We start from the raw sequence: 15588 nt of genomic DNA on the forward strand, positions 1-15588 counted from the left end.
CAAACAGGCTTTTGATGTCGATACGCCGGCAAAGAGGCCCTAGAAGCATGAACGCGCTACCAGCAAATCCTCCGGGCGAGAGCCATGCCGCGCTGCTCGGCCGGCTGGGCGGCCGTTCCATCGTCTTTGTCGGGCTGATGGGCGCCGGCAAGACGGCCATCGGCCGTAAGGTGGCGGCGATGCTGGCGCTGCCCTTCATCGACAGCGATCAGGAGATCGAAACTGTTTCGCGCATGAGCGTCCCGGACCTGTTCGAGCGCTATGGCGAGGCGGAGTTCCGGGCACTGGAGCAGCGCGTCATCCTGCGTGTGCTGGAGCACGGGCCGCAGGTGCTGTCGACCGGCGGCGGCGCCTTCATGAACGCGCAGACGCGCGAGGCGATCGCCAGCCATGGCGTTTCGGTATGGCTGAAGGCCGAAATCGATCTGTTGATGGAGCGCGTTTCGAAGAAGCAGAACCGGCCGCTGCTGAAAAGCGCCGATCCGCGCGCCGTGCTGGAACGGCTGATGGCGGAACGCTACCCGGTTTACGCCGCGGCCGATGTCACCGTGCCGACCCGCGACGACCGCAAGGAGATCATTGCCGCCGAGGTGGTGGACGCGCTGCGCGCCCATCTCGGTGTTGCCGACATCGATGAGGTGCGGTCGTGAGCGCTGATGCAACGGTCTCTGTCGAAGTCGGGCTTGGCGAGCGCGCCTACGACATTTTGATCGGCCCCGGCCTGCTGTCACGCACCGGCGCCGAGATTTCGCGCCGTCTGCCGGGCACAAGGGCGGCGGTCGTCACCGACGAAAACGTCGCTAGCGCGCATCTCGCAACGCTTGCGGCCGGCCTGGCAAGCGGTGGCATCCAACATGCCATCATCACGCTGCCGCCAGGCGAAAAGACCAAGAGCTTTGCGCACCTCGAAGAGGTGGTCGACGGCGTGCTGGCCGCCAAGCTGGAGCGCGGCGACGTCGTCATCGCGCTCGGCGGCGGCGTCATCGGCGACCTGGCCGGCTTTGCCGCCGGCATCGCGCGGCGCGGCATGAATTTCGTGCAGGTTCCGACCTCGCTGCTGGCGCAGGTCGATTCCTCCGTCGGCGGCAAGACCGGCATCAACAGCAAGCGCGGCAAGAACCTCGTCGGGGTGTTCCACCAGCCCAAGCTGGTGCTGGCCGATACCGAAGTGCTCGATACGCTGCCGATCCGCGAGTTTCGCGCCGGCTATGCCGAACTGACCAAATACGGGCTGATCGACCGGCCGGAGTTCTTCGCCTGGCTGGAAGAAAACTGGCGCCAAGTGTTTGCCGGCGGGCCGGAGCGGGCTGCCGCCATCGCCGAGGCCTGTCGTGCCAAGGCCGACGTCGTTGCCCGCGACGAGTTCGAGACCGGCGACCGCGCCCTGCTCAATCTCGGCCACACCTTCGGCCATGCACTGGAGGCGGCGACCGGCTATGACGGCGCACGGCTCGTGCATGGCGAAGGCGTCGCCATCGGCATGGCGCTGGCGCACCGCTTTTCGTCAAGGCTCAATTTGGCGAGCCCCGACGATGCGGGGCGCGTCGAGGCGCATCTTCGCGCCGTCGGCCTGCCCTGGCGCATGGCCGACATTCCGGGCGAATTGCCCGACGCCGAGCAGCTGTTCTCCTTCATCACCCAGGACAAGAAGGTGTCGCGCGGCGCGCTGACCTTCATCCTGACGCGCGGCGTCGGACAGGCCTTCATCGCCAGGGATGTGCCGGCCTCGGAAGTGCTGGCGTTCCTCAGGGAGAACCATCCGGGTCGGCAGGAAAGCCGCCCGGGATGAGTCAGGCCGGCTGGATCGCGGCTGCAGTGCTCGCCGGCCTCGGCCTGCTGGGCTTCGTCCTGCGCCGGCACCTGCTCGCCGCCTTCGGCTATGAGCTGCAGCGCATCGAGCCGCAGCGCTCGGCGCGCGAGGAACTGCGCGGCGCCATCGACGATTTCCGCCGTGACGGCCAGGTGGTGCGCGAGGACCGCGCCCGCATCGGCGGCCTGTTCGACCTCGAGGAGCTCGAAGTGTCGGACGTCATGGTCCACCGCACCAATATGCGCTCGGTCAATGCCGATGACCCGCCCGAAGCGGTGGTTCGCGAGATCCTGCAGAGCCCGCACACCCGCATGCCGTTGTGGAAGGGTTCGCTCGACAACATTGTCGGCGTGCTGCACGCGAAGGATCTGCTGCGCGCGCTGAACGAGGTCGGCAACGATTTCTCCCGGATCGACGTGATGAAGATCGCGTCCAAACCGTGGTTCGTGCCCGACACCACGACGCTGCAGGAGCAGCTCAACGCCTTCCTGCGCCGCAAGGCGCATTTCGCCATTGTCGTCGACGAATATGGCGAGGTCGAAGGGCTGGTGACGCTGGAGGACATCATCGAGGAGATCGTCGGCGAGATCGCCGACGAGCACGACATCGACATCCAGGGCGTCAAGCAGGAGGCCGACGGCTCCGTCGTCGTCGACGGCACAGTGCCGATCCGCGACCTTAACCGGGCGCTCGACTGGAACCTGCCGGACGAGGAAGCCACCACCATTGCCGGGCTCGTCATCCACGAGGCGCAGTCGATCCCGGACGAAAAGCAGGCCTTTACGTTTCACGGCAAGCGCTTCGTCGTCATGAAGCGCGACAAGAACCGTATCGCGCGGCTGAGGATCAAGCCGGCGATGCTTGGCGAATGACAGCGCGCATCTTGGGGCACCTGAGGGCGGTCAGGAGCGGATGACAATCGATCGGCGAAGCCTGCTTCTGGTCTCGATGGCGGCGCTGTTGCCGGGGCAGGCGGCGGCATTGCAGCTGCGTTCGCCGTCGCCCGAAACCTTCGACTATGGGCCGGCCAAGCTCGACATCTATTCCCGCGACGGCGCAAGCGGCCTGCCGGTCGTCTTCTTCGTCCATGGCGGCGCCTGGCGGGTCGGCAGTCGCGGCAACGTCAATGCCAAGCCGCAATTCCTGCTCGACAATGGCTTCTGCTTCGTCTCGATCGACTACCGGATGCTGCCCGAGGCCGACGTCGCCACCCAGGCGGCGGATGTCGAACTGGCCTATCGCTACGTCCGCGCCAACATCGCCAGGCATGGCGGCGATCCGGACCGGATCGTCGCGATGGGCCATTCGGCCGGCTGCCATCTCGTCGCATTGACCGGCCTGCGCGGCGGCCTGCCCGGGGTCGCGGCACTGATCCTCGATGACACCAGGGCTTACGACCTGGAGGCATTGGCCAGGAGCGGCGGCATGGCAGGGGTCTATGCCCGCGCCTTTCCCGATCCGGCACAGTGGCGCGCGCTGTCGCCTGTCACCTATGTGGAAGGCCGCAAGCACCCGCCGACCTTCATCGCCCATTCACGGGCGAAAACCCGTGCTGAGGAGGCGCAGGCCTTCGCCGGGCGTCTGCGCGCCACCGGAACCAGGGTCACGCTGTTCGACGGCAGCGCCTATTCGCACATGTCGATCAATCGCGACTTCGGCACCGAAGGCGATGCATTGACAGCGGCGGTGATGGCTTTCCTGAGGGCGAGCCTCGGCTGATCTACCAGCGAGTCTTTTGGATGGCAGCAAGCAAGTGAGAGGCGCCCAGACTCGGGGAACGAGGGGCGGCTAAGGCCGAAGTGATTCTGTGACCATGGTCATTGACCGCGGTCACCTCTGGTCCTACATAGTGCACGGCAATTTTGTTCATTGAGGTGGCGTATGACCGCGCAGGTGTCGAAATCGAAATTCAAGGCAAAGGCTCTCGAGTATTTTCGCCAGGTTGAAACGAGTGGCGAGCCAATCATTGTGACCGATCACGGCCAGCCCACACTAGAGATACGACGCTATGAGTCGGTTGGGCGCGACCCTTTGGAGGTGCTGCGTGGGTCTGTGCTGCGTTACGACCGCCCCACGGATCCGGTGGCCGAAGATGATTGGGAAGCCAGCAATTGATCGTGTTGGACACGCATGTTCTCGTCCGCTGGGTCGGCGGTGAGACCGATATGCTTTCAGAACCAGCACTTCGGGCAATCGAGCGGGAGAGGATAGGCGGCGAGATTTTGATCTCCTCGATATCAGCATGGGAAATCGCCATGCTGATTTCCAGGGGGCGTCTCCTGCTATCGATGGACGTGGGCGAATGGCTGGCAACGGTCAGCAAGCTTGAAAAACTGAGCTTCATTTCCGTCGACAATGAGATTGCCGTGAATAGTATCGAACTTCCGGGAGAGTTTCACAAGGACCCGGCTGATCGGATCATTGTCGCGACCAGTCGAAAATTTGCGGCACCTTTGGTGACCGCGGATCAGAAGCTGCGAGACTATCGATATGTAAAGACAATCTGGTAGGGCAACTACCAGCGGGTCTTTTCGCCGGGCGCCGCCGGCTCGATCGCCAGGGCATGCACGCCGGACTTCAACTCCTCGGCCAGCAGATCGTTGACTGCACGGTGACGCTCGACGCGGCTCATGCCGGCAAAGGCTGGCGCGACGATACGGACGCGGAAATGCGTCTCGCCGGCGCCGTCGAAGGTAGCGTGATGGCCGGAATCCACGTGATGATGACCGGCATGGAGATGGCTTTCGTTGATGACGTCCAGCCGTTCCGGCGAAAACGCCTTTTTCAGCTTATCTTCCATCGTTGCCTGTATGGACATCGCCGCTTCCCTTCACCACATCTATGTCATCGCACAAAATTCGCCATTCGCCGGTTTTATGCCGCGATTCAGCGGTTAGGGCGATCATCGCGAAAATGTCAATTCTTGTTTCGCATCCGCGAACGGCCCATAAATGGGTGAGATGAAGCCGTACCCAAAATATTTCGAGAAGATTCGCATCCGCCCGGAGAAGGACGCGGAGCTGAAGTCGCGTTCGCCGATCTGCCAATGGGATGGCTGCAAGGAGGCCGGTACCCACCGCGCCCCGGTCGGGCGGATGAAGGAAGGCGAGTATTTCCAGTTCTGCTTCGACCATGTGCGCGAGTACAACAAGGGCTTCAATTATTTCTCGGGCGTTCCCGACACCGAGATCGCGCGCTTCCAGAAGGAAGCCATGACCGGCCACCGGCCGACCTGGAAAATGGGCGTCAACGGCGCCTCGACACGCTCCTCGCCCGACTTCGCCCAGGCGCGTTCCGGCCGTGCCGGCTACTACAATCGCATGCGCGATCCCTTCGACCTGTTCAAAGGCCCGAAGGACCCGCGCGAAGCACGCGAGCGCAAGGCCAAGCCGCTTGAGGCCAAGGCACTGGAAACGCTTGGCCTTGATACAAAGGCAAGTGGCAAGGATATCAAGGCGCGCTATAAGGAACTTGTGAAACGCCACCATCCGGATGCGAATGGCGGCGACAGAGGTTCGGAAGACCGGTTCCGCGATGTGCTCCAGGCGTATCGCGTGCTCAAGCAGGCAGGTTTGTGCTGAGCGACCTTACGGTTCGTGTCGCTTTCCAACTTTCATAGGGTTGGAAAAGGCTCTAAGACCGCCCCCGAACAAAATCGATTACCAGCGAAACGCGGCGTTTCGCTTGTGGAGACGTGATAGAGATGAACAAGGTCGATCGCGACATCGCCAACTTGCCCGACACCACGGTGTCGGTGAAGGAGACATTCGGCTTCGACTCCAAGATGGTGGTGCCGGCCTATTCGGTGACGAGCGAGCATGTCCCCGACATCGATCCGGACTACCTGTTCGACAAGAATACGACGATGGCGATCCTCGCCGGCTTTGCCTATAACCGCCGCGTCATGGTGTCGGGCTATCACGGCACCGGCAAGTCGACGCACATCGAGCAGGTCGCCGCCCGCCTCAACTGGCCTTGCGTGCGTGTCAACCTCGACAGCCATGTCAGCCGTATCGACCTCGTCGGCAAGGACGCCATCGTCGTCAAGGACGGGCTGCAGATCACCGAATTCCGCGACGGCATCCTGCCCTGGGCCTATCAGCACAATGTCGCGCTGTGCTTCGACGAGTACGATGCCGGCCGCCCGGACGTGATGTTCGTCATCCAGCGCGTGCTGGAATCGTCGGGCCGGCTGACGCTGCTCGACCAGAGCCGGGTTATCCGCCCGCATCCGGCCTTCCGGCTGTTTTCGACCGCCAATACGGTCGGGCTTGGCGACACCACAGGCCTCTACCACGGCACCCAGCAGATCAATCAGGCGCAGATGGACCGCTGGTCGATCGTCACCACGCTGAACTATTTGCCGCACGACAACGAAGTGAACATCGTGCTGGCCAAGGCCAAGCACTATCGCGACGGCAAGGGCAAGGAGATCGTCAACAAGATGGTCCGTGTCGCCGACATGACGCGCTCGGCCTTCATCAACGGCGATTTGTCGACGGTTATGAGCCCGCGCACGGTTATCACCTGGGCCGAGAATGCCGAAATCTTCGGCAATATCGGCATGGCGTTCCGGCTGACCTTCCTCAACAAATGCGACGAGCTCGAACGCTCGCTGGTCGCCGAATTCTACCAGCGCGCCTTCGGCGAAGATTTGCCGGAATCGGCGGCGAATGTGGTGCTGGGCTAAGCAGAGTCTCGATGGCGGGTCCGGGCGACAACACGCGAAACAAATCCAAGACCGGCGCTGAGGCCGACAGCTTCAAGCGCGCGGTTACCGTCTGCATGCGCGCCATCGCCGGCGACAAGGATCTCGAGGTCGGTTTCGCCAAGGACCGGCCGGCGCTGGCCGGCAGCCGGGCCCGGCTGCCGGAACTGCCGAAGAAGGCATCGAAGGCGGACATCGCCATTACCCGCGGGCTCGGCGATTCCATGGCGCTGAAGCGCGCCTGCCATGATACGCGCATCCACACCAGGCTGGCGCCGGAAGGCAAACAGGCCCGCGCCATCTACGACGCGGTCGAGCAGGCCCGGGTCGAGGCGATCGGCAGCCGCGCCATGCAGGGCGTTGCCGACAATATCGGCTCGATGCTCGAGGACAAATACGCCAGGGCCAACCTCGCCGACGTCAAGGACAAGGCCGACGCGCCGATCGAGGAAGCGCTGGCGCTGATGGTGCGCGAAAAGCTGACCGGCCGCACTGTGCCGAAGAGCGGCGAACGGCTGGTCGATCTCTGGCGCCCTTGGGTCGAGGAAAAAGCCAGTGCCGATCTCGACGGGCTGTCGGCAAAGCTCGACGACCAGCAGGCGTTCGCCCGCGTCGTGCGCGAGATGCTCGCCTCCATGGAAATGGCGGAGGAACTCGGCGACGACCAGGAGACGGAAGACTCCGAGGACAACGACGAAAACCAGCCGCAAGGCGAGGAGCAGAGCGAGGAGGGCGGCGAAGACGATTCCGGCTCCGAGCAGTCGCAGTCCGAGGATGCCGAGGCATCGTCCGACGACGAGCAATCGGCCGAGACGGAGGCCTCCGACGCCACCGCCGAGGATCTCTCCGACGACGACGACGCCGATGCAGAGACGCCCGGCGAGGCGCGCCGCAACGACAATCCCTTCACCAATCTGCCGAAAGAGATCGACTACAAGGTCTTCACCACCGCCTTCGACGAGACCGTAGGTGCGGAGGAACTGTGTGAGGAGGAGGAGCTCGACCGGCTGCGCGCCTTCCTCGACAAGCAGCTCGCCAACCTTTCGGGCGTGGTCGGGCGGCTGGCCAACCGGCTGCAGCGCCGGCTGATGGCGCAGCAGAACCGCTCCTGGGATTTCGACCTCGAAGAAGGCTATCTCGATCCGGCACGGCTGGTGCGCGTCGTCATCGACCCGATGCAGCCTCTGTCCTTCAAGCAGGAGCGTGATACAAAATTCCGCGACACCGTGGTGTCGCTGGTGCTCGATAATTCGGGTTCGATGCGCGGCCGGCCGATCACGGTCGCCGCGACCTGCGCCGACATTCTGGCGCGCACGCTGGAACGCTGCGGCGTCTCGGTCGAAATCCTCGGCTTCACCACCCGCGCCTGGAAGGGCGGACAGGCGCGCGAGAAATGGCTGAAGGAAGGCAAGCCGCCGAACCCCGGCCGTCTCAACGATCTGCGCCACATCATCTACAAATCCGCCGATCATCCGTGGCGGCGGGCGCGCCGCAATCTCGGGCTGATGATGCGCGAGGGCCTGCTCAAGGAAAACATCGACGGCGAGGCGCTGCTGTGGGCGCATAACCGGCTGATCGCGCGGCCGGAGCAGCGCAAGATCCTGATGATGATCTCGGACGGCGCGCCGGTCGACGATTCGACGCTGTCGGTCAATCCGGGTAATTATCTCGAGCGGCATCTGCGCGCCATCATCGAGCTCATCGAGACGCGCTCGCCGGTCGAGCTTTTGGCCATCGGCATCGGCCACGACGTCACCCGCTACTATCGCCGCGCTGTAACCATCGTCGATGCCGAAGAACTGGCCGGCGCCATGACCGAGCAGCTGGCCTCGCTGTTCGCCGAGGAAACCGTGCGCGACACGCGGCGCGGCGGCATACGGCGCGCCGGATGATTTTTTCCCGCGGCGGCTTTTGGCAGAAGCTTTTGGCCGCCATTGCGTTGTTAGGTATCGGTTTGGCGCCGGCTGTCGCTGCCGGCCCCGCCTCGGTCGAGCCGGCCGAAATCACGGCACGGCCGATCAGCGAATTCCACATCGGCCGGCCGGATAAACAGTTCGGGCCGCTTGAATTCGTCGGTGGGCTCGAAATGACCTCGTCGACGCGCGATTTCGGCGCGCTGTCGGCGCTTCGGTTCCTCAAGCCCGGCAGCGATTTCATCGGCGTCGCCGACACCGGCTTCTGGTTCTTCGGCACCCTCGTCCACGATGCCGACAAGCGGCCTTCCGGCATTCAGAATTTTCGCATGCAGCAGATGGTCGATGCGGCCGGCCAGCCGATCGACGAGAAATGGGCGGTCGATGCCGAAGGCCTTGCGGTCCAGGACGGCATTGCCACGGTCGGTTTCGAGCGCGATCACCGTATCGCAGAGTTCAAGATCGATCCGGATGACATGAAGGCGCCGTTCAGGCAATTGGACTTCCTGATCCCGGCCTGGGAACTTCGGCGCAATCGCGGCTTCGAGACCGTCACCCGCGCCCATCCTTACGGACAGCACGCGGGCGGGCTGGTCGTGGTGTCGGAAAAGAGCCTCGACAAGGCCGGCAACATCTTTGCCGCGATCATCGAAGGGCCGCACAAGGGCGTCTTCACCGTCAAGCGCAATGGCGATTTCGACATCACCGACGGCGCCTTCCTGCCGGATGGCGACCTGTTGCTTCTGGAGCGCAGTTTTTCGATGGCCGGCGGGGTCAAGATGCGGCTGCGGCGCATCTATGGCGAAAGCGTCGAGAAGGGCGCTGTCGCCGACGGGCCGGTGCTGCTCGAAGCCGACATGGGTTACCAGATCGACAATATGGAAGCGCTCGACGTCTGGACCCGCGACGATGGCGCGCTGATCGTGTCCATGATGTCCGACGACAATCACTCGATCCTGCAGCGCAATCTTTATCTGGAATTCATCCTGCACGAGGATTGACGCGCGACCGCGGGCTGCTGCAGGCGGCTCGTCGCCGAGCTTCAGAAACCGCAGTAGTCGGTGTGCCGGGCAGAGCCCAAACAGCAATCCGCCCAAAATTGCTTCCGCTAGGCTTTGCTGGCGAGCCAGATGACGTGGCGTGCGCCACGCTTTCCGTTGGCGCGGGTCTTGATCTCCTCGACCGTGAAGCTCGCCTGCTTGAGCCGCCGGGTGAAGCCTGCGTCAGGGCCTTGCGACCAGACCGCCAGCACACCGCCGGGCTTGAGAGCTGCTCTCGCGCTGTTCAGGCCGCCGCCGCTGTAGAGCGCGTCGTTGCCCTTGTAGACGATGCCCTCGGGGCCGTTGTCGACGTCGAGCAGGATCGCGTCCCAGGCCGAAGCTTGCGATCGGATGAGCTGACCGACATCGGCCTCACGAATGCTGACGCGCGGGTCGTCAAGGCAGCCGCCGAACAGCTCGGCCATCGGGCCCCGAGCCCAAATCACGACTGCCGGCACCAGTTCGGCAACGGTGACCTGGGCGTCGTCGCCAAGCTCGGCCAGCGCCGCACGCAAGGTAAAGCCCATGCCGAGGCCGCCGATCAGGATGCTTGGGTTCCGACGGCCGGCAATCCTTTGACAGGACAGTTTCGCAAGCGCCTCTTCGGAACCGCTGAGCCGGCTGTTCATCAGCTCGTTCGCACCAAGCATGATTGAGAATTCGCCGCCGCGCCGTTTCAGGCGAAGTTCCTGTCCGCCGTCAGGCGTTTTTGCCGAATCCAGTTGGAGCCAGGGGATCAAAGACTGCCCCTTTGTTCGACCATGATCTTGTCCGAAGACCGGTTCCCACTTTCCGCTAACGCGGACCTTCGGTTCGGGGTCATGGTCTAGGCCGCCAGTGCCGGCTGGCTCCAGCGGGCGGCAAGCAGCCGGTAGGGGATCAGCGCCACCACCGCTATGACCAGTTTGACGCTGAGATCGCCGAGCGCCCAGGATACCCAGCGCATCGTCTCGACGGGCAACACGCCCATCAGCGGCGCGGTTTCCAACGCAAAGCCGTCGTTCGGTCCGGCGAAGGCGAAAGCCGCCGCAAAGGCGACGGTGAAAAACACCACCGTGTCGAAGACAGAGCCGACCAGCGTGCCGACAATCGGCGCGCGCCACCAACTCTGCCGGCGCAACCGGTTGAACACGGTGACGTCGAGCAACTGCGCAGTGAGGAAGGCGGCGCCCGAGGCCGCGGCAATGCGCACCAGCCGGTCGGCGGCGGTCTCGAATTCGATCAGGCCGTGGCGAAACAGCAGCGGCGGGATGACGATCGAGCAGATCACCGCTGTCATGAAGCCGATAAAGACTATCCTGCGCGCCACCGCCGGCCCATAGCGGCGATTGGCGAGATCGGTGACCAGGAATGAGAACGGATAGGTGAAGGCGCCCCAGGTCAGGATGTCGGCCAACGACAACCCGCCGATTGCACCCTGCATCGGGAACTGCACAAGGATGTTCGAGGCCACGACGACGAGCGCCATGGCCGCCACGAAAGGCAGGTACCGCGAGAGGAAGATCATTTTTTTATCCTGGGTAATGGAACCAGCGGAACGCGATCCGGGACCCGGGTCACGCCCTGGAAGGCGGCTGCCGCCGAAAAACTCAGGCGGCCGGCTGTTCGGCGAGCTTCTTGGCGATCTGCTTCTTCAACAGGCGGGCGCGCTGCGACAATTCCTTGGCATCGGCCTTGGCCAGGAAGGCATCGAGACCGCCGCGATGCTCGACCGAACGCAGCGCGTTGGCCGAAATGCGCAGACGCACATTCTGGTTCAGCGCTTCCGAGATCAGCGTTACATTGACGAGATTGGGCAGGAAGCGACGCTTGGTCTTGTTGTTGGCGTGGCTCACATTGTTGCCGGACATGACTGCCTTGGCAGTGAGTTCGCAAGTGCGGGACATGATACTAACCTTCGGTTCTCGGTCCTGGCCAAACATTCGACCCGCGCCGGGTGGCGCGCGGTTTCGGTCAGGCGGCCTCATGGAAAAAGTTGGCGTTCCATAGTTGCATTTCGCCGAGGCGTCAAGCTTGGGGGTTGCTTCGGGCATGGGGAATCGCACTTTCGGAGTAGGTGTCGTCAGTGAAGCTGCTGATCGCCCTCTTCTGGAGGAGATGTTGCTGTCCCGCAGTTGTCTCAAGACCTGGGTTCCTCGCCCACCGCATGATGGTCGCGCTCTCCCCACTTTCGTGGGGCGAGGAGCCCAAGCCGGAGTGAAGCCGCAACCCTTTCCCTCATCCGGGCCGAGGCAGATCCGCAAATTCGTCGATGGCCGCATTTTGTTCTTGCTTTGTGCCGGCAGCTATGCTACTAATTTAGGTATGGTGCTGATTCGCACCGACGACCCGCCCGCCGAGGCGGGTTTTTTTCTGGCCCTGGACCCTCCCCAGCGTTCCCTGCCGACGCCGCCTTTCACATTAAGGCCGGAATTCAGCCTATAAGCGGTCGCACAAGGACATGCCAGACCGGAGCCGCCCGTCCGGTCGACAACCAAGGACCCGCCATGCCTCGTTCTTTCCTCCATGCCCTGGTCGTGCTGACGGCCGTCGCGCTGTCGACGACGGTTTCGGCCGCTGAGCCGCAATCCTTCACGGGCGAGTATTCGGTATCGTTCCTCGGCCTTTCCGTGGCCAAAGCGAAATTCTCCAGCCACTACGAGGGCGACACCTATTCGATCGAGGGCAGCGTCTCCGCTGCCGGCCTCGCCACTTTGTTCGACGATACGCGAGGTACGATCTCGTCGAAGGGCAAGATTTCGGGCAAGCGGTTGCAGCCGCAAGCGTTCCACGCCGACTACACGTCCGGCAAGAAGGCATCGATGATCGACATCCGGTTTGCCAACGGCGTCGTCACCTCGACCAAGGTCGTGCCTGAGCCGAAGAAGCGCAATCCCAACAACTGGATACCGCTGGCCGGCAGCGATCTCGTATCGGTCCTCGATCCGATGGCCGCGACCGTCATCCATGCCGACAGCCTCGACCAGGTCTGCGGGCGCACGGTGAAGCTCTATGACGGCGAAATGCGTGCCGATCTCAAACTGACCTACGAGTCCAAAGGGTCGATCTCGGTGGCCGGCTACAAGGGCGATACGGTCACTTGCAGGCTGGGCTTCGAGCCGGTGGCCGGTTACCGCAAGAACCGCAAGGCGCTGAATTACCTGAAGAAACGCAGCCGCATCATGGTGACGTTTGCACCAGTCGGCCAAAGCGGCGTATATGCGCCGATCCGCGCCACGGTCAGCACGCAAATCGGTCCGTTGACGATCAGCGCGGAGCGGTTCGAAGCAAACGAATAGGCGTGATGGTGCGCCGCCAACGGGGCACGGGGCGACGGATATGGCACGCGCAACACTGATCGGCTTCTCCGCGGTCGCCATGTGGGCGCTGCTGGCGCTGCTTACGGATGCTTCGGGCGCCGTGCCGCCGTTCCTGCTTTCAGCAATCACCTTCACGATCGGCACTTGCGTCGGGCTGGTTGCCCGGCTGTTGATGCCGGCAGCCGATGGCGCCGCGAAGATACCGCGCCAGGTCTGGGTGATCGGCATTGCCGGCCTGTTCGGCTACCACTTCTTCTACTTCACCGCGCTGCGCAATGCGCCGGCCGTCGAGGCCAGCCTGATCGCCTATCTGTGGCCGCTGCTGATCGTGCTGGGGTCGGCGCTGATGCCGGGCGAGCGGCTGGCCTGGAACCACGTCGCCGGCGCGCTGCTCGGCCTTGCCGGCACGGTCCTGATCGTCACCAAAGGCGGCGGGCTAGCCTTCGACGCGCGTTATGCCTTCGGCTACGCCATGGCCGGCGTCTGCGCGGTGCTGTGGTCGTCCTATTCGCTGTTGTCGCGGCGCTTCCCGTCGGTGCCGACCAGCATCGTTACCTGGTTCTGCGCCGCCACCGCGGTCCTTTCGCTGGTCTGCCACCTATTGCTTGAACAGACGGTGCTGCCCGCCGGCGCCGGCCAGTGGCTGGCCGTGCTCGGCCTCGGTCTGATGCCGGTGGGGGCGGCGTTCTATGCCTGGGACATCGGCGTCAAGCGCGGCAACATCCAGGTGCTGGGGGCGGCGAGCTATGCCGCGCCGCTGCTGTCCACCCTGGTGCTGATCGCCGCCGGCTTCGCCCAGCCGTCATGGCGCATCCTCGCCGCCTGCGTGCTGATCACCGGCGGCGCGGCACTCGCGGCGAAATCGCTGTTCCTGCGCAAGAGGGCTACGAGCGAGGCAAACGCTTGATGCCGTTTCCCGGCGGCATCGATGCCAATGCCAATGCGACGCTGGTATTTTCGCTGGCGGCGGCAGTGATTTACGCGTTCAGCCTCGACATGCCGCCGCGCCTTTCGCGGTCGGCGGCAAGGACGTTGGCGGTGGCGATGCTGGCGGTGCTGGTCGTGCAGCAGGGCGGTCCATGGCTGCTCGTCGCGGCACTCGGCGTCAGTGCCGTCGGCGACGCCCTCCTGTCGCGTGACGGCGAGAAGGCATTTCTCGGTGGCACCGCCAGTTTTCTTGCGGCGCATGTGCTTTACGTCGTGCTGTTCCTGCGTGCCGGCGGCGGCCTCGGGCTGCTTTTGGCCGAGCCGTGGCGAGCAGCGATCGTGCTGGCGATGGCCGTGTCGGTGCTGGCGATGGTTTTCGCGCTCCGGCGCCGCGTCGGCCCCGCCTTGCGTTTGCCGATCGGCGTGCATGCCGGGGCACTGCTTGCCATGGGCATTGGGGCGCTTACCCTGAACAGCGTCGGGGTCATTGGCGGCATCGTCCTGCTCATGCTGTCCGACGGGCTGCTCGCTTCGGAAAGGTTCCTGCTGCCCGCCATCTCGCCGCACCGCGTCTGGATGCGCTATGCGGTATGGGCGCTGTATTACGTCGGCCAGCTGGCGATCACGCTGGGTTTCCTGCTGGGCTAGGTGCCTAGGGCGTCCCCGGCAGCCAGCCTGGTTCGGCAAGTTCGAAGGCGGCGAAATCGAAACCCGGCGCCACGGTGCAGCCGACCAGGGTCCATTTGCCGAGGCTGCGTGCCGACTGCCACCAGCCCGCCGGCACGACGATCTGCGGCCGCTCGCCTGCAGCGAGCCCGGTACCGAGGATCTCCTCGATGACGGGACCGCCTTCTCGATGTATCGACAGCGCCAGCGGCGCACCGTCATAGAAATGCCAGACCTCGGCCGCGTCCTTGACCCGGTGCCAGGCCGACAATTGGTCCTTCTCGAGGAGGAAATAGATCGCCGTCGAATGGCCGCGCGTGCCTGCCGCGCCGTCGCGAAAGGTCTCGGCATACCAGCCGCCTTCCGGATGCGGCTTCAGGCCGAGCAGAGCGATGATTTCGGCGGAACTGGTCATGACCCTAGCTCCTGGCGCCGCTCAGAAATTGTCCTTGCGCTTGCGGATCTCGGCGAACACTTCGGCGTCGGAGGCCTTCTCCAGGCCGAGATGTCTGCGGATCGCCGGATCGTGCCAGCGCAGGAACGGATTGGTCGACAGTTCCTCGCCGATCGTCGTCGGCAGCGTCGGCTTGCCGTCGGCGCGCAACGCCTCGACCTTGGCGGCGCGCTCTTTCAGCGCCGAATTGGTCGGGTCGACGGTCAGCGCGAAACGGGCGTTGGCCAGCGTATATTCATGGCCGCAATAGACGACCGTGTCGGCCGGCAGCGCAGCGAGCTTCTTCAGGGATTCGTACATCACCGGCGGCTTGCATTCGAGCAGCCGCCCGCAGCCGAGCGCAAACAGCGTGTCGGCGGCGAATGCCACTTTCGACGCCGGCAGATGGTAGGTGACATGGCCCGCGGTATGGCCGGGTGTGGCGATGACCTCGATCCGCTCGTCGCCGAGGTGGACGACCGAGCCCTGTTCGACGGTTTCGTCGATGCCGGGAATCTTTGCCTTTTCGGCTTCCGGACCGACAATGCGCAGCTTGAAACGCTCCTTCAGCGCCAGATTGGCCTCGACGTGGTCGAGATGGTGGTGGGTGGTCAGGATCATCGTCGGGGTCCAGCCGGTGCGCTTGATCGCCGCCAGGATGGGCGCCTCCTCGGGCGCATCGATGAGCGCCGTCTGGCCGCTTTTCGGGTCGTGCACCAGCACGCCGAAATTGTCGCTGCGGCACATGAATTGTTCGATCTCGACCGGCATCGCATCTCTCCCTTTATTGCC

At 64.0% G+C, this 15588-nt stretch carries 19 protein-coding genes; 13 read left to right on the plus strand and 6 right to left on the minus strand.

Annotated elements, in window-relative coordinates:
- Window positions 1-47: 47 nt before the first annotated feature.
- From NMG46_RS05030 to NMG46_RS05055, 6 genes are all read left to right on the plus strand, one after another.
- Window positions 48-650, plus strand: a complete 603-nt coding sequence (locus tag NMG46_RS05030; RefSeq protein ID WP_254816620.1) for a shikimate kinase — start codon at window positions 48-50, stop codon at window positions 648-650.
- Window positions 647-1789: a 3-dehydroquinate synthase gene (gene aroB / locus NMG46_RS05035; protein ID WP_254816621.1), complete on the plus strand. Its 1143-nt coding sequence runs from the start codon at window positions 647-649 to the stop codon at window positions 1787-1789. Before NMG46_RS05030 ends, aroB begins: the two co-directional genes overlap by 4 nt.
- Window positions 1786-2682, plus strand: coding sequence for an HlyC/CorC family transporter (locus tag NMG46_RS05040; RefSeq protein WP_254816622.1), 897 nt, complete (start codon window positions 1786-1788; stop codon window positions 2680-2682). Before aroB ends, NMG46_RS05040 begins: the two co-directional genes overlap by 4 nt.
- Window positions 2683-2722: 40 nt before the next feature.
- Window positions 2723-3529 (plus strand): alpha/beta hydrolase, encoded by an 807-nt coding sequence (locus NMG46_RS05045; protein ID WP_254816623.1) that lies wholly within the window; start codon window positions 2723-2725, stop codon window positions 3527-3529.
- A 162-nt stretch (window positions 3530-3691) separates the two neighbouring features.
- Window positions 3692-3925 carry a type II toxin-antitoxin system Phd/YefM family antitoxin gene (locus NMG46_RS05050; RefSeq protein ID WP_254816624.1) on the plus strand — a complete coding sequence of 78 codons (234 nt, stop codon included), beginning with the start codon at window positions 3692-3694 and terminating at the stop codon, window positions 3923-3925.
- Window positions 3926-3927: 2 nt separating this feature from the next.
- Window positions 3928-4320, plus strand: coding sequence for a type II toxin-antitoxin system VapC family toxin (locus tag NMG46_RS05055; RefSeq protein WP_254817065.1), 393 nt, complete (start codon window positions 3928-3930; stop codon window positions 4318-4320).
- 5 nt (window positions 4321-4325) lie between these two features.
- On the opposite strand, the gene NMG46_RS05060 is transcribed toward NMG46_RS05055, so the two are convergent.
- Entirely contained in the window at window positions 4326-4628 is a 303-nt protein-coding gene (locus NMG46_RS05060; protein WP_254816625.1) for a BolA family transcriptional regulator, read from the minus strand.
- 133 nt (window positions 4629-4761) lie between these two features.
- Between NMG46_RS05060 and NMG46_RS05065 the strand changes: the two genes are divergently transcribed.
- The 4 genes from NMG46_RS05065 (at window position 4762) to NMG46_RS05080 (ending at window position 9432) form a co-directional block, all read left to right on the plus strand.
- Window positions 4762-5391: a J domain-containing protein gene (locus NMG46_RS05065; RefSeq protein ID WP_254816626.1), complete on the plus strand. Its 630-nt coding sequence runs from the start codon at window positions 4762-4764 to the stop codon at window positions 5389-5391.
- Between the two features lie 122 nt (window positions 5392-5513).
- Window positions 5514-6500, plus strand: a complete 987-nt coding sequence (gene cobS / locus NMG46_RS05070) for a cobaltochelatase subunit CobS (protein WP_023721131.1) — start codon at window positions 5514-5516, stop codon at window positions 6498-6500.
- An 11-nt stretch (window positions 6501-6511) separates the two neighbouring features.
- Complete coding sequence (gene cobT, locus NMG46_RS05075) at window positions 6512-8410, plus strand: cobaltochelatase subunit CobT (protein WP_254816627.1); 1899 nt, start codon at window positions 6512-6514, stop codon at window positions 8408-8410.
- Window positions 8407-9432: an esterase-like activity of phytase family protein gene (locus NMG46_RS05080; protein ID WP_254816628.1), complete on the plus strand. Its 1026-nt coding sequence runs from the start codon at window positions 8407-8409 to the stop codon at window positions 9430-9432. Before cobT ends, NMG46_RS05080 begins: the two co-directional genes overlap by 4 nt.
- Before the next feature lie 107 nt (window positions 9433-9539).
- Here the strand turns inward: NMG46_RS05080 and NMG46_RS05085 are convergent, their stop codons facing one another.
- The 3 genes from NMG46_RS05085 to rpmB form a co-directional block, all read right to left on the minus strand.
- On the minus strand, window positions 9540-10211 hold the full coding sequence (locus NMG46_RS05085; protein WP_254816629.1) for a spermidine synthase: 672 nt from the start codon (window positions 10209-10211) through the stop codon (window positions 9540-9542).
- Window positions 10212-10297: 86 nt separating this feature from the next.
- The gene (locus tag NMG46_RS05090; protein ID WP_254816630.1) at window positions 10298-10978 is read right to left on the minus strand and encodes a queuosine precursor transporter; all 681 of its coding nucleotides are present in this window, start codon (window positions 10976-10978) and stop codon (window positions 10298-10300) included.
- Between the two features lie 82 nt (window positions 10979-11060).
- On the minus strand, window positions 11061-11357 hold the full coding sequence (rpmB, locus tag NMG46_RS05095) for a 50S ribosomal protein L28 (protein ID WP_006328411.1): 297 nt from the start codon (window positions 11355-11357) through the stop codon (window positions 11061-11063).
- 600 nt (window positions 11358-11957) lie between these two features.
- On the opposite strand from rpmB, the gene NMG46_RS05100 reads away from it, so the two are divergent.
- The 3 genes from NMG46_RS05100 to NMG46_RS05110 are packed head-to-tail and all read left to right on the plus strand — an operon-like array spanning window position 11958 to window position 14345.
- Window positions 11958-12749, plus strand: a complete 792-nt coding sequence (locus tag NMG46_RS05100) for a DUF3108 domain-containing protein (protein WP_254816631.1) — start codon at window positions 11958-11960, stop codon at window positions 12747-12749.
- A gap of 40 nt (window positions 12750-12789) precedes the next feature.
- Window positions 12790-13677, plus strand: coding sequence for a DMT family transporter (locus NMG46_RS05105; protein ID WP_254816632.1), 888 nt, complete (start codon window positions 12790-12792; stop codon window positions 13675-13677).
- On the plus strand, window positions 13677-14345 hold the full coding sequence (locus NMG46_RS05110) for a lysoplasmalogenase family protein (RefSeq protein WP_254816633.1): 669 nt from the start codon (window positions 13677-13679) through the stop codon (window positions 14343-14345). Before NMG46_RS05105 ends, NMG46_RS05110 begins: the two co-directional genes overlap by 1 nt.
- 4 nt (window positions 14346-14349) lie before the next feature.
- On the opposite strand, the gene NMG46_RS05115 is transcribed toward NMG46_RS05110, so the two are convergent.
- Both NMG46_RS05115 and gloB read right to left on the minus strand, forming a co-directional pair.
- Window positions 14350-14778: a cupin domain-containing protein gene (locus tag NMG46_RS05115; protein ID WP_254816634.1), complete on the minus strand. Its 429-nt coding sequence runs from the start codon at window positions 14776-14778 to the stop codon at window positions 14350-14352.
- A 21-nt stretch (window positions 14779-14799) separates the two neighbouring features.
- Window positions 14800-15567 carry a hydroxyacylglutathione hydrolase gene (gloB, locus tag NMG46_RS05120; RefSeq protein WP_254816635.1) on the minus strand — a complete coding sequence of 256 codons (768 nt, stop codon included), beginning with the start codon at window positions 15565-15567 and terminating at the stop codon, window positions 14800-14802.
- Window positions 15568-15588 lie beyond the last annotated feature (21 nt).

Origin of the sequence: Mesorhizobium sp. LMG 17147, assembly GCF_024297145.1 — a bacterium.
GTDB lineage: Bacteria > Pseudomonadota > Alphaproteobacteria > Rhizobiales > Rhizobiaceae > Mesorhizobium.